The 23,894-nt window shown below is 47.0% G+C and carries 25 protein-coding genes; 15 read left to right on the top strand and 10 right to left on the bottom strand.

Going from position 1 to position 23,894, the window contains the following annotated elements:
* Positions 1-150: 150 nt before the first annotated feature.
* The gene (locus HV037_RS00395; RefSeq protein WP_019078038.1) at positions 151-1,014 is read right to left on the bottom strand and encodes a YicC/YloC family endoribonuclease; all 864 of its coding nucleotides are present in this window, start codon (positions 1,012-1,014) and stop codon (positions 151-153) included.
* 125 nt (positions 1,015-1,139) lie between these two features.
* On the opposite strand from HV037_RS00395, the gene rph reads away from it, so the two are divergent.
* Positions 1,140-1,856, top strand: a complete 717-nt coding sequence (rph, locus tag HV037_RS00400; protein ID WP_016154991.1) for a ribonuclease PH — start codon at positions 1,140-1,142, stop codon at positions 1,854-1,856.
* Between the two features lie 65 nt (positions 1,857-1,921).
* On the top strand, positions 1,922-2,563 hold the full coding sequence (gene pyrE, locus HV037_RS00405) for an orotate phosphoribosyltransferase (RefSeq protein WP_016157763.1): 642 nt from the start codon (positions 1,922-1,924) through the stop codon (positions 2,561-2,563).
* 87 nt (positions 2,564-2,650) lie between these two features.
* Here pyrE and slmA read toward each other — a convergent pair whose 3' ends face one another.
* From slmA to coaBC, 3 genes are all read right to left on the bottom strand, one after another.
* Complete coding sequence (gene slmA, locus HV037_RS00410; protein WP_016154989.1) at positions 2,651-3,247, bottom strand: nucleoid occlusion factor SlmA; 597 nt, start codon at positions 3,245-3,247, stop codon at positions 2,651-2,653.
* A 116-nt stretch (positions 3,248-3,363) separates the two neighbouring features.
* Positions 3,364-3,822, bottom strand: coding sequence for a dUTP diphosphatase (gene dut / locus HV037_RS00415; RefSeq protein WP_016154988.1), 459 nt, complete (start codon positions 3,820-3,822; stop codon positions 3,364-3,366).
* Positions 3,800-5,020 (bottom strand): bifunctional phosphopantothenoylcysteine decarboxylase/phosphopantothenate--cysteine ligase CoaBC, encoded by a 1,221-nt coding sequence (gene coaBC / locus HV037_RS00420; protein WP_088583168.1) that lies wholly within the window; start codon positions 5,018-5,020, stop codon positions 3,800-3,802. The genes dut and coaBC overlap by 23 nt, the downstream gene beginning before the upstream one ends.
* Positions 5,021-5,192: 172 nt before the next feature.
* On the opposite strand from coaBC, the gene radC reads away from it, so the two are divergent.
* The 4 genes from radC (at position 5,193) to mutM (ending at position 7,467) form a co-directional block, all read left to right on the top strand.
* On the top strand, positions 5,193-5,858 hold the full coding sequence (radC, locus tag HV037_RS00425) for a DNA repair protein RadC (protein WP_016154986.1): 666 nt from the start codon (positions 5,193-5,195) through the stop codon (positions 5,856-5,858).
* Positions 5,859-6,134: 276 nt separating this feature from the next.
* The gene (rpmB, locus tag HV037_RS00430) at positions 6,135-6,371 is read left to right on the top strand and encodes a 50S ribosomal protein L28 (RefSeq protein ID WP_003024071.1); all 237 of its coding nucleotides are present in this window, start codon (positions 6,135-6,137) and stop codon (positions 6,369-6,371) included.
* Positions 6,372-6,391: 20 nt separating this feature from the next.
* Positions 6,392-6,559, top strand: a complete 168-nt coding sequence (gene rpmG / locus HV037_RS00435; RefSeq protein ID WP_003024094.1) for a 50S ribosomal protein L33 — start codon at positions 6,392-6,394, stop codon at positions 6,557-6,559.
* A 98-nt stretch (positions 6,560-6,657) separates the two neighbouring features.
* On the top strand, positions 6,658-7,467 hold the full coding sequence (gene mutM, locus HV037_RS00440) for a bifunctional DNA-formamidopyrimidine glycosylase/DNA-(apurinic or apyrimidinic site) lyase (protein WP_019078041.1): 810 nt from the start codon (positions 6,658-6,660) through the stop codon (positions 7,465-7,467).
* 47 nt (positions 7,468-7,514) lie between these two features.
* Here the strand turns inward: mutM and coaD are convergent, their stop codons facing one another.
* Both coaD and waaA read right to left on the bottom strand, forming a co-directional pair.
* A complete protein-coding gene (coaD, locus tag HV037_RS00445) occupies positions 7,515-7,994 on the bottom strand; it encodes a pantetheine-phosphate adenylyltransferase (protein WP_047358802.1) in 480 nt (159 codons plus the stop codon).
* Positions 7,995-8,002: 8 nt separating this feature from the next.
* Entirely contained in the window at positions 8,003-9,280 is a 1,278-nt protein-coding gene (gene waaA, locus HV037_RS00450) for a lipid IV(A) 3-deoxy-D-manno-octulosonic acid transferase (RefSeq protein ID WP_103284427.1), read from the bottom strand.
* 397 nt (positions 9,281-9,677) lie between these two features.
* On the opposite strand from waaA, the gene rfaQ reads away from it, so the two are divergent.
* From rfaQ to HV037_RS00480, 6 genes are all read left to right on the top strand, one after another.
* The gene (rfaQ, locus tag HV037_RS00455; protein WP_075205757.1) at positions 9,678-10,748 is read left to right on the top strand and encodes a lipopolysaccharide core heptosyltransferase RfaQ; all 1,071 of its coding nucleotides are present in this window, start codon (positions 9,678-9,680) and stop codon (positions 10,746-10,748) included.
* Positions 10,745-11,869: a glycosyltransferase family 4 protein gene (locus HV037_RS00460; protein ID WP_019078044.1), complete on the top strand. Its 1,125-nt coding sequence runs from the start codon at positions 10,745-10,747 to the stop codon at positions 11,867-11,869. Before rfaQ ends, HV037_RS00460 begins: the two co-directional genes overlap by 4 nt.
* The gene (rfaP, locus tag HV037_RS00465; RefSeq protein WP_019078045.1) at positions 11,862-12,659 is read left to right on the top strand and encodes a lipopolysaccharide core heptose(I) kinase RfaP; all 798 of its coding nucleotides are present in this window, start codon (positions 11,862-11,864) and stop codon (positions 12,657-12,659) included. The genes HV037_RS00460 and rfaP overlap by 8 nt, the downstream gene beginning before the upstream one ends.
* Positions 12,660-12,733: 74 nt before the next feature.
* A complete protein-coding gene (gene waaO, locus HV037_RS00470) occupies positions 12,734-13,744 on the top strand; it encodes a lipopolysaccharide 3-alpha-galactosyltransferase (protein WP_029139713.1) in 1,011 nt (336 codons plus the stop codon).
* Between the two features lie 90 nt (positions 13,745-13,834).
* Positions 13,835-14,848, top strand: coding sequence for a UDP-glucose--(galactosyl) LPS alpha1,2-glucosyltransferase (locus tag HV037_RS00475; protein ID WP_019078047.1), 1,014 nt, complete (start codon positions 13,835-13,837; stop codon positions 14,846-14,848).
* Between the two features lie 11 nt (positions 14,849-14,859).
* Positions 14,860-16,002, top strand: coding sequence for a lipopolysaccharide N-acetylglucosaminyltransferase (locus HV037_RS00480; RefSeq protein ID WP_049042816.1), 1,143 nt, complete (start codon positions 14,860-14,862; stop codon positions 16,000-16,002).
* 37 nt (positions 16,003-16,039) lie between these two features.
* Here HV037_RS00480 and rfaL read toward each other — a convergent pair whose 3' ends face one another.
* Genes rfaL through rfaD form a run of 4 tightly spaced genes read right to left on the bottom strand, consistent with a single transcriptional unit; the run spans position 16,040 to position 20,225 of the window.
* Complete coding sequence (rfaL, locus tag HV037_RS00485; RefSeq protein ID WP_181500353.1) at positions 16,040-17,248, bottom strand: O-antigen ligase RfaL; 1,209 nt, start codon at positions 17,246-17,248, stop codon at positions 16,040-16,042.
* 14 nt (positions 17,249-17,262) lie between these two features.
* The gene (rfaC, locus tag HV037_RS00490) at positions 17,263-18,240 is read right to left on the bottom strand and encodes a lipopolysaccharide heptosyltransferase RfaC (protein WP_049271732.1); all 978 of its coding nucleotides are present in this window, start codon (positions 18,238-18,240) and stop codon (positions 17,263-17,265) included.
* Between the two features lie 3 nt (positions 18,241-18,243).
* Positions 18,244-19,290: an ADP-heptose--LPS heptosyltransferase RfaF gene (rfaF, locus tag HV037_RS00495; RefSeq protein WP_103284428.1), complete on the bottom strand. Its 1,047-nt coding sequence runs from the start codon at positions 19,288-19,290 to the stop codon at positions 18,244-18,246.
* A gap of 2 nt (positions 19,291-19,292) precedes the next feature.
* Positions 19,293-20,225 (bottom strand): ADP-glyceromanno-heptose 6-epimerase, encoded by a 933-nt coding sequence (rfaD, locus tag HV037_RS00500; protein WP_003827312.1) that lies wholly within the window; start codon positions 20,223-20,225, stop codon positions 19,293-19,295.
* Positions 20,226-20,503: 278 nt separating this feature from the next.
* On the opposite strand from rfaD, the gene yibB reads away from it, so the two are divergent.
* The 3 genes from yibB (at position 20,504) to tdh (ending at position 23,872) form a co-directional block, all read left to right on the top strand.
* Entirely contained in the window at positions 20,504-21,361 is an 858-nt protein-coding gene (gene yibB, locus HV037_RS00510) for a protein YibB (protein ID WP_103284485.1), read from the top strand.
* A 279-nt stretch (positions 21,362-21,640) separates the two neighbouring features.
* Positions 21,641-22,837: a glycine C-acetyltransferase gene (gene kbl, locus HV037_RS00515; RefSeq protein ID WP_046275754.1), complete on the top strand. Its 1,197-nt coding sequence runs from the start codon at positions 21,641-21,643 to the stop codon at positions 22,835-22,837.
* A gap of 9 nt (positions 22,838-22,846) precedes the next feature.
* Positions 22,847-23,872 (top strand): L-threonine 3-dehydrogenase, encoded by a 1,026-nt coding sequence (gene tdh / locus HV037_RS00520; protein ID WP_046275753.1) that lies wholly within the window; start codon positions 22,847-22,849, stop codon positions 23,870-23,872.
* Positions 23,873-23,894: the final 22 nt, after the last annotated feature.

Raw genomic sequence — 23,894 nt, forward strand, 5'->3', positions numbered from 1 at the left:
TTCTGTAAATGCGTTATGGCATGGGCTTTACTTTATGAATGGTGACAATAAATGATGAGAAAATATAATTCGAACTGGATGGGTCACAACCGAAGTGTTGGGAAAAACACGTAGCCCCGTCGTTTATGGGTGGGCTACGTGGAATGGAGTTTACTCGATATTCTGAATTTGCTCGCGCATTTGCTCGATCAATACCTTCAGTTCAATTGCGGAATTAGTCACCTCGGCATTGATAGACTTGGATGCAAGAGTGTTCGACTCACGGTTGAATTCCTGCATCATGAAGTCCAGACGACGGCCAACAGCCTCTTTTTTCTTCAGAATGTTGTAGGTTTCTTTGACGTGGGCTTCCAGACGATCTAACTCTTCTGCTACATCGATGCGCTGCGCCATCAGCACCAGTTCTTGCTCAAGGCGGTTATTCTCCAGTTGCACCTGGGCGTCTTCCAGTTTGGCTACCAGACGCTCACGCTGCCATTGCAGAATTTCCGGCATATGTGCACGCACTTTAGCGACTTCAGTGCTGACGCCTTCCAGACGCTGCTCGATCAGCGCTTTCAGCGCCTGACCTTCGGTTTCACGCGCGACGATGAAGTCATCCAGCGTACCGTCAAGCGCGGCGAGGATCTCGGCGGCAATGGCGTCCAGATCTTGCTCCTGGGCAGCCATTACGCCTGGCCAGCGCAGGATATCAACTGGGTTAATTTCACCTTCATCACTCTGCATTTTGACCCAGTTAGCAGCGCTAACGAGCTGTTTAGCGAGCTTTTCATTTAGAATCAGCTCGCCCTGGGCGCTGGCATCAGGCTCAAAACGCAGCGTACACTCGACTTTACCGCGCGTCAGACGCGTGCGAATACGTTCGCGAACAACGGGTTCAAGACTACGGAACTGTTCCGGCAGGCGAAAATAAGTTTCCAGATAACGCTGGTTTACCGAGCGCATTTCCCAGGTAGCGCTACCCCATTCACCCTTGATTTCACGCCGGGCGTAGGCGGTCATGCTGCGGATCATAGACGTTCCTGTTTTTAAAGATGAGATGGGAGGATTATAGCCATCCACGTCTTGTCAGGATAGGAATAACAGTCGGAAGTCCGTATAATGCGCAGCCACATTCGTTTCAAGCCGGAGATTTTATCATGCGTCCAGCAGGTCGTAGTGCCAACCAGGTGCGTCCCGTCACCCTGACCCGTAATTATACAAAACACGCTGAAGGCTCCGTGCTGGTCGAATTTGGTGATACCAAAGTGCTGTGTACCGCCTCTATTGATGAAGGCGTACCGCGTTTTCTGAAAGGTCAGGGCCAGGGCTGGATCACCGCAGAATATGGCATGCTGCCACGCGCCACGCACACCCGTAACGCCCGTGAAGCGGCGAAAGGTAAGCAGGGCGGTCGTACCATGGAAATCCAGCGTCTGATCGCTCGTGCGCTGCGCGCCGCCGTTGATCTGAAGACGCTCGGTGAATTCACTATTACGCTGGACTGCGATGTTATTCAGGCAGATGGAGGTACGCGCACTGCATCAATTACCGGCGCATGTGTGGCGTTGGCTGATGCGCTGAACAAGCTGGTTGCGAGCGGTAAACTGAAAACTAACCCGATGAAGGGGATGGTCGCCGCGGTTTCCGTGGGCATTGTGAACGGTGAAGCGCTCTGTGACCTCGAATACGTTGAGGACTCTGCCGCAGAAACCGACATGAACGTGGTGATGACTGAAGACGGCCGCATTATAGAGGTGCAGGGCACGGCAGAAGGCGAGCCGTTCAGCCATGAAGAACTTCTCACCCTACTGGCGTTAGCCCGAGGGGGAATCGAATCCATTGTAACGACGCAGAAGGCGGCGTTAGAAAATTGATTTTAAAGGCGACTGATGAGTCGCCTTTTTTTTGTCTGTAATAAAGTGAGATGAGGAGCGAATCCATGAAACCGTATCAGCGCCAGTTTATTGAGTTTGCGCTTAGCAAGCAGGTACTAAAGTTTGGCGAGTTTACGCTGAAATCCGGGCGTAAAAGCCCCTATTTCTTCAACGCCGGGCTGTTTAATACCGGGCGCTGCCTGGCACTGTTAGGCCGTTTTTATGCCGAAGCGCTGATGGATTCCGGTATTGAGTTCGATTTGCTGTTTGGTCCGGCCTACAAAGGTATCCCGATTGCGACCACCACGGCTGTTGCACTGGCGGAACACCACGATAAAGATTTGCCGTACTGCTTTAACCGTAAAGAGGCGAAGACCCACGGTGAAGGCGGTAATCTGGTAGGTAGCGCACTTGAGGGGCGTGTAATGCTGGTGGATGATGTTATCACTGCAGGTACGGCTATTCGTGAGTCGATGGAAATTATTCAGGCTAACGGCGCTACGCTGGCGGGGGTACTGATTTCTCTCGATCGTCAGGAACGCGGTCGCGGCGAGATTTCAGCGATTCAGGAAGTGGAACGCGATTATGGCTGCAAGGTGATTTCTATCATTACCCTGAAAGATCTGATTGCGTATCTGGAAGAAAAACCAGAAATGGCAGAACACCTGGCCGCAGTACGGGCGTATCGCGAAGCGTACGGCGTATAAGAACTGCCGGATGGCGCTGCGCTTATCCAGCCTACGCACCGCAGGGTTCGTAGGCAAAATAGGCGAGGTCGCCATCCAACAACGGTGTTACTGCAATTGAGCGGCAACCAACGGCCAGCGGATGTCGAAATCATCCGTTGGGCGGTATTTAAATTCGCTACGTACAAACCGGGACAGCATACCTTCGCAGAAAGCCAGTAGCTGGCTGGCCAGCAGCGTTTCATCCACGGTGTAGCCTTCACCTTCACGCATTCTTTTTTCTCGCAGAACCTGGCGTAACTGCGCCTCAATTCGCTCAAAAAGCTGGTTAATACGGCCTTGCAGACGGTCTTGCTCGAACATCAACGCGTGTCCGGTCAGAATTCGCGTCAGGCCAGGATTACGTTCACCGAATCCTAAAATCAGCAGTACGATCAGACGCAATCGCGCGTTAGTGTCCTTTTCATCTTTCAAAATCAGATTGATACGGGTAATCAGACTATCTTCGATAAACTCAATCAGGCTATCGAACATGCGGGTCTTGCTGGGAAAATGGCGATACAAGGCCGCTTCGGAAACGCCCACAGAGGCCGCCAGTTTAGCTGTCGTGATGCGTTGGCTACCATCGCTGGACTCAAGCATCAGTGCCAGAGACTGAAGTATTTCTTCGCGACGATTCCTTTTCGCAGTTTGCTTTTCTACCATGTTACAAAATACCCCTGAAAATAAGCTCTTGCCAGGCAGGCATCCACACAGCGACCGCAAACGGGTGTTTGCGGTGTGTTATTGCGTTATTACGCTGTGAGATACTTTTCTGCGGGTTACTTGCGCCCGGAATGGCCGAAGCCACCTTCGCCACGATCGGTGGCTTCAAACTCTTCCACCAAATTAAATTCAGCCTGGACGACCGGTACAAATACCATCTGCGCGATACGTTCGCCCGGTTCAATAGTAAAGTTGTCCTGACCACGGTTCCAGATTGAAACCATCAGTTGGCCCTGGTAGTCGGAATCAATCAAACCGACCAGATTGCCCAGTACGATCCCGTGCTTATGGCCCAGCCCGGAGCGCGGGAGCATCACCGCCGCAAGAGAAGGATCGGCAATGTGGATAGCTAACCCGGTTGGCACCAGCGTTGTTGCGCCAGGCGCCAGTTCTACGGCGTCATCAAGACAGGCACGCAGGTCAAGTCCGGCAGAACCAGAAGTGGCGTACGTCGGGAGCGGAAATTGTTGCCCTACGCGCGGGTCCAGAATCTTAACGTCGATTTTTTTCATCATAACGGGTCACGATCTCGTCGAGTAATAATTGGCCCAGGAGTTCTTTGCGCTCAAGCGGTAAGACTTTATCTCCATCCTGCCAAAAAAGGTGTAATGCGTTGCTGTCGCTGTTAAATCCTTGAGTGGACAGCGAAACGTCGTTCGCACAGATCACATCAAGGTTTTTGCGGATGCGTTTTTGCCGGGCATATTCTTCCACATTATTTGTTTCGGCGGCAAACCCAACGACAAAAGGACGATTAGCATCCAGTGCGGCAACACCAGCGATGATGTCTGGGTTTTTGACCATTTTTACTGTTAATTCATCACCCTGCGTTGCCTGTTTTTTGATTTTTTCACTGGCGACAGTTTCAGCGCGATAATCAGCGACTGCGGCGCAGCCGATAAAAATATGCTGTTGTTGCACCGCAGATTGCACGGCGGCTTCCATTTCCAGTGCGGTCATCACATCAATGCGCTGGACAAAAGGCGGTGTAGGTAACGAAACCGGACCTGATACCAGCGTGACGTTTGCCCCGCGTTTTGCGGCAGCGGCCGCGATAGCAAATCCCATTTTCCCGGAGCTGTGGTTGGAAATATAACGCACGGGATCAAGCGGTTCACGCGTCGGGCCTGCTGTAATCATGATGTTGAGATGTTGCAGATCTTTGACAGGTGAAAAATGTTCTGCCGCCATATCCACAATTGTTAACGGATCCAGCATACGTCCAGGACCGACATCACCACATGCCTGACTACCGCTGTCAGGGCCCCAAATGAGCAAACCGCGCGAGGCAAGAATGCCCAGATTGTGTTGGGTTGCGGCAGCGCGGTACATCTGCTGGTTCATAGCCGGCAGCACGGCAACAGGCGCTGGCGTTGCCAGACAGATCGTAGACACCAGATCGTTGGCCATACCTGCGGCAACGCGGGCAATCAGGTCTGCCGTCGCAGGGGCCAGTATAACCAAATCGGCCCATTTCCCCAGCTCAATGTGGCCCATCGCGGCTTCGGCTGCGGGGTCAAGCAGGCTGTCGGATACGGGATAGCCCGAAACCGCCTGTAAGCTCAGAGGAGTAATAAACGCTTTTGCTGCTTCGGTCATCGCCACGCGGACGTCTGCGCCGCGTTCCCGTAAACGACGCACCAGCTCAGGGGTTTTGTACGCAGCAATCCCGCCACTGACGCCAAGTACGATTTTTTTACCGGCCAGACTCATCATGATCTTTCCTGTTGGGTTTCACCAGAAGGCGGATATTTTATCACAATCCGCAATGTGTCGTGCTTTTGCCCGCGCTCCAGTTTGCGAGGCTCTACGAAGAAGTGAAAACAGAGCGTCGATTCGCCGCTGGCGTTATGCCATTATGCGGACGCGAAAGGAGGGGAAAAGCATGGAAAATACAGGACGTATAATGCCTCGGGAAAAGCTGTTGGCGCAGGGGGCCAGTTCGCTGACCGACGTAGAGCTACTGGCTCTTTTTCTACGCACCGGGATACTGGGTAAAGATGTGCTTACGCTGGCGAAAGAGATGCTTCAGCATTTTGATTCGCTGTATGGCCTGTTGTCTGCTGATTACATGGATTTCAGCTATGTTCAGGGTATCGGTATCGCGAAGTACGCACAGTTGAAGGGAATAGTGGAGCTGGCAAGGCGCTACTACAACGTACAGGTGATAGAGGAGCGTGCGATACTTAGCCCGGAAATGGCGCGTGAATTTCTGCAAAGCCAGCTTTCGCAAGAGGAACGCGAGATCTTCTATGTGATCTTTATGGATTCTCAACATCGCGTGATTAAACACCGTAAACTTTTTTCTGGAACGCTAAGCCACGTTGAAGTGCATCCGCGAGAAATTGTCCGCGAAGCGATAAAAATGAATGCTTCTGCGGTGATCCTTGCACATAATCACCCTTCGGGGTGTGCAGAGCCGAGCAAAGCAGATAAACTCATCACCGAGCGTGTTGTGAAATGCTGTCAGTTCATGGATATCCGGGTGCTTGATCATCTGGTCATTGGGCGCGGAGAGTACGTTTCTTTTGCGGAACGCGGTTGGATTTAACGCACTTTACGCGATCCATCGGGATCTTTGTCTGTTCGGGACTTGAGCACATCGCTGACTCAGCGTATACTACGCCACCTTTGAGAATCTCGGGTTTGGCATTTGGGCCTGGCAATCGAGAGTTCGCAAATACGCAAAATCATTCTTGTTGCGTCCAATGACGAGGCAACGATGAAAGATTTAGTGTATTGAACTGCGATAACCGGGCTGAGAAGCCTGACGAGGCGCCAATACCCCATACGAAGCTCGAGCTAATTTGATTTTTGGAGAATAGACATGTCCCGAGTCTGCCAAGTTACTGGCAAGCGTCCGGTGACCGGTAACAACCGTTCCCACGCACTGAACGCGACTAAACGCCGTTTCCTGCCTAACCTGCACTCTCACCGTTTTTGGGTTGAGAGCGAGAAGCGTTTTGTCACCCTGCGTGTATCTGCTAAAGGTATGCGTGTTATTGATAAGAAAGGCATCGAAACAGTTCTGTCTGAACTGCGTGCCCGTGGCGAAAAGTACTAAGTACTAAGAGGAAATAAATCATGGCTAAAGGTATTCGTGAGAAAATCAAGCTGGTTTCTTCTGCTGGTACTGGTCACTTCTATACCACCACGAAGAACAAACGTACTAAGCCGGAAAAACTGGAGCTGAAAAAGTTCGATCCAGTTGTTCGTCAGCACGTTTTATACAAAGAAGCGAAAATCAAATAATTTCCGCTTTGATGTAAAGAAAAACCCTGCCTCGGCGGGGTTTTTTGTTTTCTGGCCGTCCCCATATTAATGAGACCTGATACATCGCCGGAGATACTATGCCTGAATTACCTGAAGTCGAAACCAGCCGCCGCGGTATTGAGCCGCATCTGGTGGGGGCAACGATTATGCACGCGACTGTGCGTAACGGTCGTTTGCGTTGGCCTGTATCAGAGGAAATCTATCGTCTGAGTGATAAACCAGTCCTGAGCGTACAGCGGCGCGCGAAATACCTGCTGCTGGAGCTATCAGATGGCTGGGTAATCATTCACCTGGGGATGTCGGGTAGTTTGCGTATCCTTTCTGAAGAGCTTCCGGCAGAAAAACATGACCACGTCGACTTAGTGATGAGTAACGGCAAAGTCCTGCGCTATACCGATCCGCGTCGTTTTGGCGCCTGGCTGTGGACTAAAGAGCTGGATGGGCATAATGTCCTCGCCCATCTTGGCCCTGAGCCGCTGAGCGACGATTTCAATGCTGGTTATCTGCAGCAGAAATGTGCGAAGAAGAAAACTGCGATTAAACCCTGGCTGATGGATAACAAGCTGGTCGTGGGGGTGGGAAACATCTATGCCAGCGAGTCGCTGTTTGCGGCTGGTATCCATCCTGACCGTCTGGCGTCATCTTTGTCGCAGGATGAGTGCGAACTGCTGGTGCGCGTTATCAAGGCGGTTTTGCTGCGTTCTATCGAGCAGGGCGGGACCACGCTGAAGGACTTTCTGCAAAGTGACGGTAAGCCGGGCTATTTTGCCCAGGAGTTGCAGGTCTATGGGAGAGAAGGTGAACCCTGTCGCGTATGCGGCGCGCCAATCATTGCGACAAAACACGCTCAGCGCACAACGTTTTATTGCCGTCGCTGTCAGAAATAACACCATTATCGGCCGGACGTAGCGAATGCCTCATCCGGCCAGACGCATTACTTCAGTTTACTCAATAATGCCTGATGAACATTTTCCGGCAGAAAGTGCGCTACGTCACCCTGGTGGCGGGCAACTTCTTTCACCAGTGACGATGAGATAAATGACCACTCTTTAGACGGCATCAGAAAGACGCTTTCCAGTTGTGGCATCAGATGACGGTTCATATGGGCCAGCTGCATTTCATACTCAAAATCAGCTACCGCACGCAGGCCACGGATCAGAATGTTAGCCTGATTATCGCGGGCAAAGTTTGCCATCAGGTCGCTGAATCCCAGAACCTCCACATTACCGAGATGCGCCGTTGCCTGTTGTGCCAGCTCAACGCGCTCTTCCAGAGTAAACATCGGTTTTTTACTGGGACTTGCGGCAATTGCCAGGATTACGTGATCGAACATGCTTGTCGCTCTTGTCACGATATCGATGTGGCCGTTAGTAATGGGATCAAAGGTTCCTGGATAAATCGCCCGTTTTTGCATGACTTGCCTCAATGCGTTTTGGGTGGCAGATAAGGTTCCAGCAGCTGCAGCAGACGCTGAAGCGCGCCCTGATTTTGATACAGAACTTCAACTGCGTGACGGCCATAAAAATTACGATAATCGGCATCGGTCAGTAAAGAAGAGACCTCTTTCACCAGCGTAGTTGCGTCGGTGACGGTGATCAATCCGCTTGCCTGTTCGAGGCGGGCGCAAATATCTTTAAAATTAAAAGTATGTGGCCCCATCAGTACCGGAATGGCGTGCGCCGCGGCTTCCAGTGGGTTGTGTCCACCGCGTTCAACCAGCGAACCGCCAACAAAAGCAAGGTCAGCAATGCCGTACAGCAACATCAACTCGCCCATGGTGTCGCCGATTACGACCTGGGTTCCTGATGACGGAACTTCGCCCGAAGAACGTGTCGTATAGCTTAGCCCAGCCTGGCGTACGAGGTTAATGGCATCCGGGAACCGTTCAGGATGTCTGGGTACCAGAATCAGTAAAAGATTAGGGAACTGGTTTAATAACGCCTGATGGGCGGCAATGATTATGCTTTCTTCGCCGTCGTGCGTGCTGGTTGCAATCCATACCGGGCGGTGAGGTGCCCATTGACGACGCAATGTAATCGCTTTTGCGGCCAACTGCGGCGTGACGGAAATATCAAACTTCAGGCTACCGGTAACGGTGACCTGATTGCTTCTGGCACCAAGCGTGATAAAACGATCGCCATCTTCTTCGTTCTGGGCGGCAATCAACGTAATTCGGCGCAGTAGCCTGCCAACAAATTTACCTAATTTAGCGTAGCCAGCAGCTGAGCGAGCGGAAAGACGTGCATTGGCAATGACCAGCGGAATATGGCGCTTATGCAGTGCTGCGATCAGATTCGGCCACAGCTCGGTTTCCATAATTAACACCAGCTTGGGGTCAACTTTATTCAGGAAACGATTTAGGGCATCCGGTAAATCGTATGGCAGATAAATATGCTGAACGTCAGGGCCAAAAGCGGATTGTACGCGCTCGGAACCGGTTGGCGTCATGGTGGTGACCGTGATCGGCAAGTCGGGGTAACGATGTCGCAGAGCGCGGACTAATGGGATAGCTGCCAGCGTTTCGCCTACGGAAACCGAATGAAGCATGATACCGCCTGGTTTTAGCGGACGGCGGTAAAAGCCGTAGCGTTCACCCCAGCGTTTACGGTAGGCCGGAGCCTTACGTCCGCGCACCCAAAGCCGTACCCAGATCAAAGGCTGAATAAGGTAGAAAAGGGCGGTGTAAAGCAATTCGAGCATAATGGTAGCTGACTTATGAATGTGCTGGGGATTCTATGTATTTAGCTGTGGCTTTACCAATACTTTTCCTATTTTTAAATTAAATAGCGTCCCTCGCGGGGGATGTCCAGGGTACCAGCATCTTTTGCATCTTTACGTTTTCTGTTGATATTTTCCGGTTTAGTCGAGATAGAGGGCTAAAAATCAAAAGGTCTGAACATCTTAATTCATTGATTTATATGTTTTAAAATCATTGGCTGTGCAAGAATTATTCGAGTCGGAACATGGCGAAAGAAGTGATACACTAGCGCGTAAAAAATCAGTGCGATATCAGTAATCAGGTAGCTGTTGAGCCTGGGGCGGTAGCGTGCTTTTTTCTGCTTAACTTTACCGGACACTCACGATAAAAGAGCCGCTTGTGGATAAGCCAATTAATAGAATTCTGGTCATAAAAATGCGTTTTCACGGAGATATGTTGTTAACAACTCCGGTCATTAGTACGCTAAAGCAGAACTATCCTGATGCGAAAATCGACGTGCTTCTCTATCAGGATACCATCCCAATTTTGTCGGAAAACCCAGAAATTAATGCCCTTTATGGTATTAAAAATAAAAAGACAAAAGTAACTGATAAAATTACTAATTTTCTGCACCTGATCGGAACGTTGCGCGCGAATGGGTATGATTTAGTTGTAAACCTTACCGATCAGTGGATGGTTGCGATACTGATGCGGTTACTGAACGCGCCAATCAAAATCTCTCAAGATTATGCACATCGGCAATCTTCTTTTTGGAAAAATAGTTTTACATGTCTGGCTCCGCTTAGCGGTGAAAATGTGGTGGAAAGCAATCTGTCTGTGCTGGCCCCGTTGAAACTTAAATCGACTATTACGCATACAACAATGAGCTATCCTCCGGATAGCTGGGAACGTATGCGCACAGAATTAAATCGGGCTGGGGTTGGTGATGAATATGTTGTAATTCAACCAACGGCACGCCAACGCTTCAAATGCTGGAATAACGAAAAGTTTTCACAGGTAATTGACGCCTTACACCAGCGTGGTTTGGAGGTAGTTGTGACCTCTGGCCCAGGCGAAGACGATCTGGCTTGCGTGAATGAAATTGCACAAGGTTGCAAAGAAAGGCCCGTTACTGCGCTGGCGGGAAAGATGAGCTTCCCCGAGCTAGGAGCGGTCATCGATCATGCGCAGTTGTTTATTGGGGTGGACTCTGCTCCGGGACACATTGCTGCTGCGGTTGATACACCATTGATATGCCTGTTTGGCGCAACGGATCATAATTTTTGGCGACCATGGTCAAAGCAGATGATTCAATTTTGGGCTGGTGATTACCGTCCGATGCCTCCACGCGAACAGCGCGATCGCAATGAAATGTATCTTTCGGTGATACCCGCTGACGATGTTATTGCTGCTATCGATAAATTATTACCGGGTAGACTTGTGCCGCCACAAGCGGGGAGTCCCGTATGATTGTTGCTTTCTGTTTGTATAAATACTTCCCATTCGGTGGGTTACAGCGTGATTTTATGCGCATTGCGCAAACTGTAGCGGCACGTGGTCACCATGTTCGTGTCTATACGCAGTCCTGGGAAGGTGAGTGTCCTGACGTTTTTGAATTGGTTCTTGTACCGGTCAAGTCCCGGACAAACCATGGTCGCAATGCGGAGTATTGTTCCTGGGTCCAGGCACATTTACTTCAGCACCCTGTCGATCGGGTAGTTGGTTTTAATAAAATGCCAGGGCTGGATCTCTACTATGCTGCTGACGTTTGCTATGCCGAGAAAGTGGCACAAGAAAAAGGTTTCCTCTATCGGTTAACTTCACGATATCGGCACTATGCAGCGTTTGAACGCGCGACGTTTGAGCAGGGTAAACCGACGCAGCTATTAATGCTAACTGATAAGCAGATTGCTGATTTTCAGAAACACTATCAGACAGAAGCTCAACGATTTCATATTCTTCCTCCAGGGATTTATCCAGACAGGAAGTATAGCCAGCAGATTCCGAATAGCCGTGAAGTTTATCGCCAGAAAAACGGTATAACAGAGCAACAAAATCTATTATTGCAGGTAGGCTCTGATTTCACTCGTAAAGGTGTGGATCGTTCAATACGTGCACTGGCCTCGTTACCAGAAACGCTTCGAACTAATACGCTACTGTATGTTGTTGGACAAGACAGACCGAGAAAATTTGAGGCGCTGGCGGAAAAACTTGGCGTACGCAGTAATGTCCATTTCTACTCTGGCCGTAATGATGTTGCAGAATTAATGGCTGCGGCTGATATATTGATGCATCCAGCTTATCAGGAGGCGGCAGGTATTGTTTTACTAGAAGCAATCACTGCCGGGCTGCCGGTGTTGACCACGGCCGTATGCGGTTACGCGCATTATATTGTTGATGCTAATTGTGGAATGGCAATTGCAGAACCATTCCGGCAAGAAACGCTGAATGAAGCCTTACGTAAAGCTCTGGTAGAGCCTTCATTGTGTTCGGAATGGAGGGCAAATGCACGACACTATGCGGATACGCAAGATTTATACAGCCTACCGGAGAAAGCTGCGGATATGATTACGGGTGGTTTAGATGGTTGAATTAAAAGAACCGTTAGCCACACTATGGCGCGGGAAAGATGCATTTGAAGAAGTTAAAAATTTACAAGGTGAAGTATTCAGAGAACTGGAGACTCGCCGTACTCTACGATTTGAACTAACGGGTAAAAGCTATTTTTTAAAATGGCACAGAGGCACTTCTCTGAAAGAGATTGTTAAAAACCTACTTTCATTACGCATGCCAGTATTAGGTGCTGATAGAGAATGGAATGCCATTCATCGCCTGAGTCAGTTAGGTGTGGATACAATGACAGGCGTGGGATTTGGTGAGAAAGGGTTGAATCCACTGACTAAAACCTCGTTTATTATTACTGAGGATCTCACACCAACTATCAGCTTAGAAGATTACTGTGCTGATTGGGCCACAAATTCTCCCGATGTGAAAGTGAAGCGTATAATTATTGATCGTGTTGCCACCATGGTGCGTAAGATGCATGCTGGTGGTATCAATCATCGCGATTGCTATATTTGCCACTTTTTATTACATCTGCCTTTTTCAGGGCATGAGGACGATCTCAAGATTTCAGTGATTGATTTGCACCGTGCTCAGATTCGGTCGACTGTTCCCCGACGCTGGCGCGATAAGGACTTAATCGGTCTCTATTTTTCGTCCATGAACATTGGATTAACCCAGCGTGATATTTATAGATTTCTACGCATCTATTGCGAGTTGCCGTTGAAAAGCATCCTAAGTCAGGAGGCTGATTTGTTCAAGGAAGCTCAGGTTAAAGCTAATAAAATACGCGAAAGAACAATCCGTAAATCTCTGTGATTAATTTATCCTGAACTATTTGAAATGCATCATGTGAGAACATGGTCTATTTCTCAAAAATTGGTAAGAGTCAAATGTCTCAATTTAGCGATAAAGAAGTTATCCTTTCTGTTTTTGAGTACGATTTTCGGGAAAATGCTTCTGCAGACTGTTTTAATATCGGTTATGGTATTGACAGGAATTTTTTATTTGGCTGCGGTGTATCAATAGCCTCTGTATTATTGTCGAATAAAAAAATCGATTTCACATTTCATATATTTACTGATTATTTCGATGAGAGTGATAAAGCCAGATTCGCCGATCTTGCTAAACAATATCAATCCTGTATCAAAGTTTACCTAATTGATTGCAATAAATTAAAAGACTTACCTAGTACAAAAAACTGGACTTATGCAACATACTTCCGTTTTGTTATTGCAGATTATTTCTATAATAAAATAGATAAATTATTATACCTGGATGCTGATATTGCTTGCCAGGGTAGTGTACGAGAACTGGTCGATTATAAGTTTTCCGCAGATGAGATCGCTGTCGTTGTAACGGAAAGAGATTCCGAATGGTGGCATAATCGTTCTGTAACGCTGGCCACTCCAGAATTAATCACCGGATACTTTAATGCTGGATTCTTACTTATCAACATCAATGCATGGCACAGTAATAATATCTCTTCCCGAGCCATCGAAATGTTGCGAGTTCCAGAATGGGTGGAAAGAATAACTCATCTTGATCAAGATGTCCTTAATGTATTGTTAGCCGGAAAAGTAACTTTTATCAATGGTAAATACAATACACGCTTTAGCATTAATTATGAACTGAAAGATACAGTAGTCAATCCTGTGAATAATGAAACTGTCTTCATTCATTATGTGGGACCGACAAAACCCTGGCATGAGTGGTCCAACTATCCGGTATCGAAGAGTTTTTTAGTTGCGAAAGAGGCCTCGCCCTGGCATTCAGTAGCGCTTCTCAAACCGACCAATAGCAATCAATTCAGATATTGTGCAAAGCATAAATTTAAACAAGGGTTATACGTTCAGGGACTGTGTAACTACTTTAATTATTATCTGACCAAGTTGAAAGGTTAACTGCTGGCTAAGTACATTGTTAAAATAATCAACAGCAATGCATATCTTAGCCGCTGGAAAATATAGCTGAAATAATTAAAGGTAATTAACTTGGACTTCAAAAGATTAACTAACTTCAAAGATATTATTGAGTTAGACAGACGTGTTACACCATGTGATGATCGTGACACTTTTAATATCTCATGGGGAATCGATAAAAATTACCAAACTGGCGCGGCAATTTCTATTGCATCAATCCTTGAAAATAATAAAGAGAGTAATATTAATTTTACTTTTCATATTATTGCGGATTATTTAGATCAAGAATATATTGTACTTTTGACACAATTAGCAGAACAGTATAAAACAGTTATTAAGCTATATCATATTGATTCTGAACCGCTGGTGTCACTACCTAAAACAAATATATGGCCAGTGTCAATATACTATCGCTTGCTTTCATTTGATTATTTTTCTGAACGATTAGATCGACTGCTATATCTTGATGCTGATATTACGTGTAAAGGCTCTTTAGAGGATCTTGCCGCACTGAAATTTGATGGGGAATATGGTGCGGTTGTAGTAGATGTTGATTCAATGCAGGATAAAAGTGCAGAGCGTCTACATAATCCTGAGTTTAAAGGCAACTACTTTAACTCGGGTGTCATGTATATAAACTTGCAGCAATGGCTTAACTCTAATTTAACGAAAAAATTCTTCGAACTATTGTCAGATGAAAGTATAGTTTCCAGAGTAAAATATCCTGACCAGGATATTTTAAATATCATGTTTTTGCATCATGCGGTATTACTACCGAGGAAATATAACTCAATTTATTCATTGAAGTCTGAGTTTGAGATTAAAAATAAAAATTACTATAAATCAGTGATTAATGAAGAGACAGTATTTATTCATTATACTGGTGTAACAAAACCATGGCACGAGTGGGCTGACTATTCCTCAGCACAATTTTTCCGCACAGTATATGAGAAGTCACCATGGAAGAATCAGCCTTATCAAGTTGCAAAACAAAAGCACGAATATAGAGAAGAATATAAACACCTTCTTTATCAAAATAAAATAATTCCAGGCCTGATCGCAGCAATTAAATATAAAACAATGTAATGGTGATCTTTATGATTGATAAAATCATATTTACTGTAACACCTATTTATTCTATTCCACCACGTGGTGCCGCAGCAGTTGAGACCTGGATGTATCAGGTTGCCCAAAGAACCAAATTCCCTAATCGTATTGTCTGTATAAAGAATGAAGGATATTCTGATTATTCTTACGTAAACGAAAGATGTAGTATTCATCGTATTGGATTTAGCTCGGTATATAAGCGTATTTTCCAAAAGTGGACTCGGCTGGATCCGTTACCTTATTCAAAGCGCATACTGAAAGTTGCCGAAAAGTTTGAGATAACCGATCAAAGTGTGATTGTTGTCCATAACAGTATGAAGCTATATCGACAAATTCGTTCGCAAGCTCCTCAGGCTAAAGTTGTGATTCATATGCATAATGCGTTTGAACCTAAGTTGCTTGATAAAAAAGTTAAGATGATCGTACCAAGTTTGTTTTTGAAGAACTATTATCAATCTTATCTTCCTGAAGCTGATATTGTTATTGTGCCTAATGGTATTGACTTGGATATCTATCAATCGTCATATGAATCAATATCAAAAAATAAATTAAATATTCCCCCTGAAAGCAAGGTGGTATTTTTTGCTGGACGTATAGTCCCTGATAAAGGCGTTCTCTTACTTCTGCAGGCTTTTGAAAAGTTGCTGCATGAGAACAAAAATCTGAAGCTTGTGGTTGTTGGTGATCACATGGAAGTAAGTAAGAACGATAAAGGTGATTATCAGCGTGAAGTTCGGGAAATAGCTGAGCGCCTCAAACCACATTGTATTATGTTAGGTAGTATCTCACCCGAGAAAATGCACTATTACTATCCACTGGCAGATATAGTTGTGATTCCTTCTCAATTTCAGGAGCCATTTTGTATGGTGGCTATTGAGGCTATGGGCGCTGGAAGACCTGTATTAGTCAGTACTCGAGGCGGCATGGTTGAGTTTGTTAAAGATAAAATTACAGGCTATCACCTTACAGAGCCGATGACTGCAGAAACTATTACTCAGGATATTACCAGGGTAATGGCGGAAAGTAGTTTAGCGGATACCGCCCAACGAGGTCAGCAATATGTCTTTGGAAACTATAGTTGGTCTGCGGTTACACAACGGTTTGAAGAGGTTATTTGTAACTGGTTCGAGTGAAAAAAAGGCTACATAAAGTAGCCTTTTTTTTACTATTTTATTTATTCTTCAGCGCTAACAGAAAACCTGCAAAAATACCCAACAGATCTAACTCAATCTGCTCAACGTTGCCACGTATAATAAAATAACCGAAAAATGAAAGTAAAATTATTATATAAGCATTGTATGGGGAATAGTAATTCTCCCTAAATGCATGCGTAACACATTCTCTCACAATGCTAGTGTACACCAGTATTAAACCCACAAGTCCAAGTAATCCTGTACCAAACCATACAAAAAGAATAAGGTTGTGTGGTCCAATTGACTCGCGGAATGTCCAGTTTGGATAATCAACAACACGCTTGTTGTATACAGTTTTATAAGCGTTATTACCAAAACCATAACCAATAACTGGATTTTCTAAGATTAGGTCAAACGCACTTCCTTGCGTACCGTTAGTATAGCGATATGAACTGTCAGTTTGCTGCAATTTAAAGGTCAGTTTTTCTGACATATCTTTGTGTGAAAATATAGCTGTCAGAGCAACAATAGCTACGAGGATTCCTACAGTAAGCAATCGCCATTGTTTGTACATGATTATCCATGTAAGAGCAATAATGAATACAGATAACCATGCGCCACGGGACAATGTTCCAAGAATTAAAAAGGTGTATATCGCCCCTAACAACAGGAATAATATACGGTATTTCGCTGATTTAACGAGCCATAGATTCAGAAGCACTGGGAATAAAAACACCATTGCATCTGAAATTCCGCGATGTTGGTAATTAGTAAAAGGCATGATTCCTTGCTGATAGTTCTGATAATAAAGGACAAGTTCTGAAAGGCATCGCAAACTAAGAGCTGTAAGGAACGAGAAGAATATCAACTTTGAAATGGTTTCTTTGCTTTCTTCTCTTAGTAATACAGGGATCGCAATAGTGCATAATAAGACATTTTCAACAACTGAGTTGTTTATCTCTTTCAGGCTAGCTTTTAGTTCAGGAGTGAACACTAAAGAGACGAAGGTAGCGATTACAAGAAATGATACACTTGCAAAAACAAATGTTTTAAAAATAGGAATATAATGTCGAGGATTCTTACATAAATAAACTATCGTTGTGATAGTCATCAGGATGACAATCAAATGTTTATAACGAGTAATACCACCTAAGAAATAGGTGGCGACAAACAGAAATATAAGTCCTCTATTCCAGTTTATCTTCCAGTTTTTTTTCTCATCTAAAAAAAACTTTGTTAAAGCCATCATTTCTCCGACACTTACAGACAATTATTTAAAAAATTGCAATTAATTGATTCTAATACGGTCGAAGAACGCAAGTCTGAAAGATTTTCACTTTCTGAGCGACATGCCACTTGATTCTTCCCATACCCACCAATCAATCCTGGGTCCGTTGGACCGTACAACGTAATATTAGGGCGATCCAGTGCAGCGGTTAAATGACTCAGGCCTGTATCAACCGACACCACAAATTTTGCCCCCGCCAGTACGCGAGCGACCTCTCCCAAAGTCATCCGTGGAAGAACATCAACATAAGAAAAACCATTTGCCAGCCTACGGGCTCGTGCTTCTTCATGAGGAGCACCCCATGGCAGTTTAATAAGTATGCCAGCGTTATTTAACAAGCCAATTAGCTCCCGCCAGTTGGCTTCTGGCCAGTGCTTATCATCACGCGTTGTGGCATGCAGAAATACGGCATACTGGCCCGCATCAGCATTACGTTCTTTCAGAAAATGCTGAGCGATAGCGTAATCACCCTGCGACTGGGGCCTAGAATATCCCAGACTTTTGGCGAACAATTCACGCGTACGTTCTACCGCGTGCTGCTGTTTGGCAATGTGATGTTTGCGATTATAAAACAGGCTCGCCAATGGTTCGCGCGCCGTGCTCCAGTCCATACCATGCTTGATGCCACGTGCCAGACGCGTAACCAACGCCGCACTTTTAACCAGACCCTGCGCATCAATTATCGCGTCATACTGCTGTAAACGCACCGCATCGCGAAAGGCTTTACGCTCGGCTTTAATCGGCGCTGAAAACCAGGCTTTACGCCAGCGGCGGATCGCCACGGGAATAACCCGGTCAACGGCTGCATGCCAGGATGGGATCTGCGCGAAGCCTTCTTCCACTACCCAATCAAATTGAATATCCGGCATGACCTGCTGCGCATCGGTTAATGCCGGTAACGTATGCAGTACATCGCCCATAGACGATGTTTTAACGATCAATACCCGCATCCGTCAGGCTTCCTCTTGTAACAACAGGTCGTTGAGTTCTTCCAGCACGCGCTGGGGTGTGATGTCAATCAGGCTCTGATGATAGCCTTCTGCTGCATCGCCCTTGCGTACTTTGTGATAGCCCGTAATCAAGCGAATCACGCGCGCCTTGTGTGAAAGCGGCGGAGTAAAATCCGGGCTGCTGGGGCCATACAACGCTACCAGAGGTCGATTCAACGCTGCGGCAACGTGCATTAATCCAGAGTCGTTGGTGACCACCGCTTTGCAGGCGGCGAGCAGAATGACGGCCTGCTCCAGCTGTGTTTCGCCCGCCAGATTACGGCACCAGGGCTGCTGATCAACGTTCAGCATCGCCAGGATCTCATTTCCGGCTTCATGGTCTTTTGCAGAGCCAAAAAGCACAATCTGATGGCCTTCATCGATCAGTTGCTTCGCCAGGTCTGCGTAGTGGTAATGTGGCCAGCGTTTCGCTGGACCAAATTCCGCACCAGGGCAAAAGCCGATGATGGGGCGTTCGGCAGAAAGGGAAAACTGGCGACAGGTCAGGGACTTTTCACCTTCGCTTACCTGCAACTGCGGCCATAGCAGAGGCTGCGGTAAATCTTTAGCTGACAGCATTACGCCTTTATCATAGGCCAGGGCTACATAGCGTTCGACCATCAGCGGCCAGGCATCTTTATCCAGCACGCGCGCATCGTTTAGCAGGCCGTAGCGCATTTCACCACGCCATCCGGTACGATGGGGAATGCCAGCAAAAAACGGTACCAGCGCGGATTTAAACGAGTTAGGCAGCACATAGGCGCGGTCATAGCGTTTTTCACGCAGGCTATGACCGAGTTTACGCCGCTCGCCGATCTCCAGCGCGCCGTGTCCCAGCGGCATGGCGATAGCTTCGTTAACTTCAGGCATGCGCGACAATAACGGACGGCACCATGCAGGTGCCATCACGTCGATTATCGCCTGGGGATAGCGCGCCTTAAGCGTGCGATAGAGACTTTGCGACATCATCATGTCGCCCACCCAGGACGGGCCTACCACCAAAATTTTCATACTTACGCGTCGCGGTTCAGCCAGGCCATATATTCCGTTACACCTTCAGCAACGGTTTTAAACGGCTTGTCATAGCCCGCAGCGCGTAGATTAGTCAGATCGGCCTGGGTAAACGCCTGATAGCGACCTTTCAGTTTTTCCGGGAATGGGATGTACTCAATGCTGCCTTTTTTGTGGTACGCAAGCGTTGCATCGGCAACGGCCTGGAAAGATTCCGCACGACCGGTACCAAGGTTAAAGATGCCGGAAACCCCGTTTTCCAGGAACCACAGGTTCACCGCAGCCACATCGCCTACGTAAACGAAATCACGCTTGAAGTTTTCACTGCCTTCGAACAGTTTTGGTGTTTCGCCATTGTTGAGCTGGGTGTTGAGGTGGAAAGCGACGCTCGCCATGCTGCCTTTATGGCCTTCACGCGGTCCGTAGACGTTGAAATAGCGGAAGCCAACAATCTGAGAATTGGCTTCTGGCAGGATCTGACGAACGTACTCGTCGAACAGGAATTTTGAGTAGCCGTAAACGTTCAGCGGTTTCTCATATTCACGGGATTCGATGAAATCAGAAGTACGACCGCCGTAGGTGGCGGCAGAGGACGCATACAGGAACGGAATTTCACGCTCCAGGCAGTAGTGCAACAGCTCTTTGGAGTATTGATAGTTGTTATCCATCATATACTTGCCGTCCCACTCGGTGGTGGAGGAACATGCGCCTTCGTGGAAGATCGCTTCGATATCGCCGAAATCTTCTCCGGCCATAATCTGGATCAGGAAGTCTTCCTTGTCCATGTAGTCAGCAATATTCAGATCCACCAGGTTAACAAACTTGGTGCCATCTTTCAGGTTGTCCACCACCAGGATGTCGGTGATGCCTTTATCATTCAATGACTTGACGATGTTGCTGCCGATAAAGCCCGCGCCGCCGGTAACGATGATCATAAATGTAACCTTCGAATTTTGGAGTCAGAGACAATCTCAGACACTAATGTCTGTAATCATACCATCACATCGGCATCCCTTCAGCCTCTTAAGTAAGATGGTGGGTCGGTAGAAGGCCTATAAACACCAGTATAATAATGCTTATTTAATGGTTATTAAGTCTATTAAATTAATCTTAAATGTACTTAGTTTTTTTATATCCATCTATGTATATTATATGTACAAAAACAAAAACTATGTGATATAATATTTTTTTTATTAATGGTTTGAAAATGGTTATGAAATCGTCTACCACTATTGTGACAGCATATTTTGATATCGGTAGGGGGGAGTGGACTGTTAATAAAGGCTTCCGTGAAAAACTTTCCCGATCTTCTGATGTCTATTTTGACTACTTCAAACGGTTAGCCGCTTTAGAAAATGAAATGGTTATTTTTACTTCGTCTGAGTTTGAAGACAGAGTTGCGGAAATACGCAAAGGTAAGCCCACAAAAATTATAACCATAGATTTAGGTAAAAAATTTAAGCATATTAATAATAAAATAAGACAAATCCAGCAGGATGATACCTTTAAGAATAAATTAGAGACGCGACAGCTAGGTAACCCTGAGTACTGGTCTCCAGAATATGTGTTGATCAATAATTTAAAAGCATATTTTGTAGTGAAGGCCATAAATGCAGGCTTAGTTAATACTCCGATGGTTGCCTGGGTAGACTTCGGATATTGCCGTAAACCGCAGGTTACTCGCGGATTAAAAGTATGGGACTTCCCTTTTGACCGTAATAAAATGCATCTCTTCACGATTAAAAAGGGTCTGGTTATATCATCCAGAAAACAGGTTTTTGATTTTATGATCGGAAATCATACTTATATTATCGGCGGCGCTATTGTTGGTTCACCAGAGAAATGGAAAGAGTTTTACTCATTAGTCACTGAGTGTCAAAAAGAGACTCTCAGAAATAATATTGTTGATGATGATCAGGGTATTTTTGTCATGTGTTATTACAAGCGCCCTGATCTATTAATGCTTAATTACCTTGGTCGTGGCAAATGGTTCGATCTGTTCCGTGTTTATCGGCGAACCGCTTTAGGTGCAAAACTCCAGGCATTGCGAATTTTTCTCACTCGAAAGTAGTGGCTTGAATGAGATTGAAGGGTTACCTAACCAGATAGAATGCTGCAAAGGCATTCTTCTGCTATTGCTGTTGTTTTTTTATGATTTTTTATAAAATCCAGCCAATTCAATTGGTTGAGATTCAGTGCGTCCAATGAATCCATACGACGGCATCACTGATTAGCCATGTGGGTATACGTGATTTATGCTTCATTTTGAAGAAGTGATGATGCGTCATCTCGTATCAGCGTATAGCTTTGGGTAATATGTGCTGAAATTTGCCCAGTCTGGAGAATTGAAATGCGTGGGGATTTTTACAAACAGTTAACGAACGATCTCGAAACCGCACGTGCGGAAGGATTGTTTAAAGAAGAGCGCATTATTACGTCTGCCCAGCAGGCGGATATCACCGTGGCGGACGGAAGCCACGTTATTAACTTTTGTGCGAACAACTATCTGGGGCTGGCTAACCACCCGGAACTGATTGCAGCTGCAAAAGCAGGTATGGATTCTCACGGATTTGGTATGGCTTCGGTCCGCTTTATTTGCGGTACCCAGGACAGCCATAAGCAACTGGAGCAAAAACTGGCGGCATTCCTCGGTATGGAAGATGCCATCCTTTACTCTTCCTGCTTTGACGCCAACGGCGGCCTGTTTGAAACGCTGCTGGGTGCAGAAGATGCGATTATCTCAGATGCGCTCAACCACGCTTCTATCATTGACGGTGTTCGCTTGTGTAAAGCAAAGCGTTTCCGTTACGCCAACAACGACATGGTCGAGCTGGAAGCGCGCCTGAAAGAAGCGCGTGAAGCGGGAGCCCGTCATATCCTGATCGCCACCGATGGCGTGTTCTCTATGGATGGTGTGATCGCTAACCTGAAAGGCGTTTGTGACCTGGCGGATAAATACGACGCGCTGGTCATGGTTGATGATTCCCATGCTGTCGGCTTTGTCGGCGAAAATGGTCGTGGCTCACATGAATACTGTGACGTGATGGGGCGTGTGGACATCATCACTGGTACGCTGGGTAAAGCGCTCGGCGGCGCATCTGGCGGGTACACCGCAGCGCGCAAAGAGGTTGTTGAGTGGTTGCGTCAGCGTTCCCGTCCGTATCTGTTCTCCAACTCATTGGCTCCTGCAATTGTTTCTGCCTCCATTAAAGTGCTGGAGATGGTCGAAGCAGGCAGCGAGCTGCGCGATCGCCTGTGGGCGAACGCACGTCAGTTCCGCGAGCAAATGTCTGCCGCAGGCTTTACGTTAGCGGGAGCGGATCACGCAATTATCCCTGTCATGTTGGGGGATGCGGTAGTGGCGCAAGAGTTCGCCCGCGAGCTGCAAAAAGAGGGGATTTACGTTACTGGATTCTTCTATCCGGTGGTTCCAAAAGGTCAGGCGCGTATTCGTACCCAGATGTCTGCAGCGCATACCCCTGAGCAGATTACGCGTGCTGTTGAGGCGTTCACACGCATTGGTAAACAACTGGGCGTTATTGCCTGAGGATGTGAAATGAAAGCGTTATCCAAACTGAAAGCGGAAGAGGGCATTTGGATGACCGACGTTCCTGAACCGGAAGTCGGCCATAACGATTTGCTGATTAAAATCCGTAAAACAGCCATCTGCGGGACTGACGTTCACATTTATAACTGGGATGAATGGTCGCAAAAAACCATCCCGGTACCGATGGTCGTTGGACATGAATATGTCGGCGAAGTTGTTGGCATCGGCCAGGAAGTTAAAGGCTTTAAAATCGGCGATCGCGTTTCAGGCGAAGGTCATATCACCTGCGGGCATTGCCGTAACTGCCGCGGTGGACGTACTCACCTGTGCCGCAATACGACCGGTGTTGGCGTAAACCGTCCTGGCTGCTTTGCAGAATACCTGGTGATCCCGGCATTTAACGCGTTTAAAATTCCGGACAACATCTCTGACGACCTGGCGTCTATCTTCGATCCGTTCGGTAATGCGGTGCATACGGCGCTGTCGTTCGATCTGGTTGGGGAAGATGTGCTGGTTTCCGGCGCGGGTCCAATCGGTATTATGGCGGCAGCGGTTGCCAGGCACGTTGGCGCACGCCACGTGGTGATTACCGATGTTAATGAGTATCGCCTTGAACTGGCGCGTAAAATGGGCATCACTCGCGCGGTCAACGTGTCGAAAGAGAGTCTGACCGACGTGATGGCTGAACTGGGCATGACCGAAGGGTTTGATGTCGGTCTGGAGATGTCCGGCGCGCCGCCAGCGTTTCGCACCATGCTGGACACCATGAACCACGGTGGCCGTATTGCTATGCTGGGTATTCCACCATCAGACATGTCCATCGACTGGACTAAAGTTATCTTTAAGGGATTGTTTATTAAAGGTATCTACGGTCGCGAGATGTTTGAGACCTGGTACAAGATGGCCGCATTGATTCAGTCTGGTCTGGATTTGTCGCCGATTATCACCCATCGATTCTCCATCGATGAATTCCAGCAGGGCTTTGACGCGATGCGCTCGGGCCAGTCAGGGAAAGTGATCCTGAGCTGGGATTGAATGCTCGACTTGTATTAAATGC

The organism is Citrobacter sp. RHBSTW-00017 (assembly GCF_013797615.1).
Classification (GTDB): Bacteria; Pseudomonadota; Gammaproteobacteria; order Enterobacterales; family Enterobacteriaceae; genus Citrobacter; species Citrobacter braakii.

Coding starts and splice junctions, on each gene's coding strand:
- radC (WP_016154986.1), top strand. CDS start 5,193: ATGGAAAATACAGGACGTATAATGCCTCGGGAAAAGCTGTTGGCGCAG.
- rfaD (WP_003827312.1), bottom strand. CDS start 20,225: ATGATCATCGTTACCGGCGGCGCGGGCTTTATCGGCAGCAACATCGTC.
- waaO (WP_029139713.1), top strand. CDS start 12,734: ATGTCTCAATTTAGCGATAAAGAAGTTATCCTTTCTGTTTTTGAGTAC.
- rfaF (WP_103284428.1), bottom strand. CDS start 19,290: ATGAAAATTTTGGTGGTAGGCCCGTCCTGGGTGGGCGACATGATGATG.
- HV037_RS00395 (WP_019078038.1), bottom strand. CDS start 1,014: ATGATCCGCAGCATGACCGCCTACGCCCGGCGTGAAATCAAGGGTGAA.
- slmA (WP_016154989.1), bottom strand. CDS start 3,247: ATGGTAGAAAAGCAAACTGCGAAAAGGAATCGTCGCGAAGAAATACTT.
- coaD (WP_047358802.1), bottom strand. CDS start 7,994: ATGCAAAAACGGGCGATTTATCCAGGAACCTTTGATCCCATTACTAAC.
- rph (WP_016154991.1), top strand. CDS start 1,140: ATGCGTCCAGCAGGTCGTAGTGCCAACCAGGTGCGTCCCGTCACCCTG.
- yibB (WP_103284485.1), top strand. CDS start 20,504: ATGAAATCGTCTACCACTATTGTGACAGCATATTTTGATATCGGTAGG.
- kbl (WP_046275754.1), top strand. CDS start 21,641: ATGCGTGGGGATTTTTACAAACAGTTAACGAACGATCTCGAAACCGCA.
- rpmG (WP_003024094.1), top strand. CDS start 6,392: ATGGCTAAAGGTATTCGTGAGAAAATCAAGCTGGTTTCTTCTGCTGGT.
- HV037_RS00480 (WP_049042816.1), top strand. CDS start 14,860: ATGATTGATAAAATCATATTTACTGTAACACCTATTTATTCTATTCCA.
- dut (WP_016154988.1), bottom strand. CDS start 3,822: ATGATGAAAAAAATCGACGTTAAGATTCTGGACCCGCGCGTAGGGCAA.
- rpmB (WP_003024071.1), top strand. CDS start 6,135: ATGTCCCGAGTCTGCCAAGTTACTGGCAAGCGTCCGGTGACCGGTAAC.
- tdh (WP_046275753.1), top strand. CDS start 22,847: ATGAAAGCGTTATCCAAACTGAAAGCGGAAGAGGGCATTTGGATGACC.
- waaA (WP_103284427.1), bottom strand. CDS start 9,280: ATGCTCGAATTGCTTTACACCGCCCTTTTCTACCTTATTCAGCCTTTG.
- HV037_RS00460 (WP_019078044.1), top strand. CDS start 10,745: ATGATTGTTGCTTTCTGTTTGTATAAATACTTCCCATTCGGTGGGTTA.
- pyrE (WP_016157763.1), top strand. CDS start 1,922: ATGAAACCGTATCAGCGCCAGTTTATTGAGTTTGCGCTTAGCAAGCAG.
- rfaC (WP_049271732.1), bottom strand. CDS start 18,240: ATGCGGGTATTGATCGTTAAAACATCGTCTATGGGCGATGTACTGCAT.
- mutM (WP_019078041.1), top strand. CDS start 6,658: ATGCCTGAATTACCTGAAGTCGAAACCAGCCGCCGCGGTATTGAGCCG.
- coaBC (WP_088583168.1), bottom strand. CDS start 5,020: ATGAGTCTGGCCGGTAAAAAAATCGTACTTGGCGTCAGTGGCGGGATT.
- rfaL (WP_181500353.1), bottom strand. CDS start 17,248: ATGGCTTTAACAAAGTTTTTTTTAGATGAGAAAAAAAACTGGAAGATA.
- rfaP (WP_019078045.1), top strand. CDS start 11,862: ATGGTTGAATTAAAAGAACCGTTAGCCACACTATGGCGCGGGAAAGAT.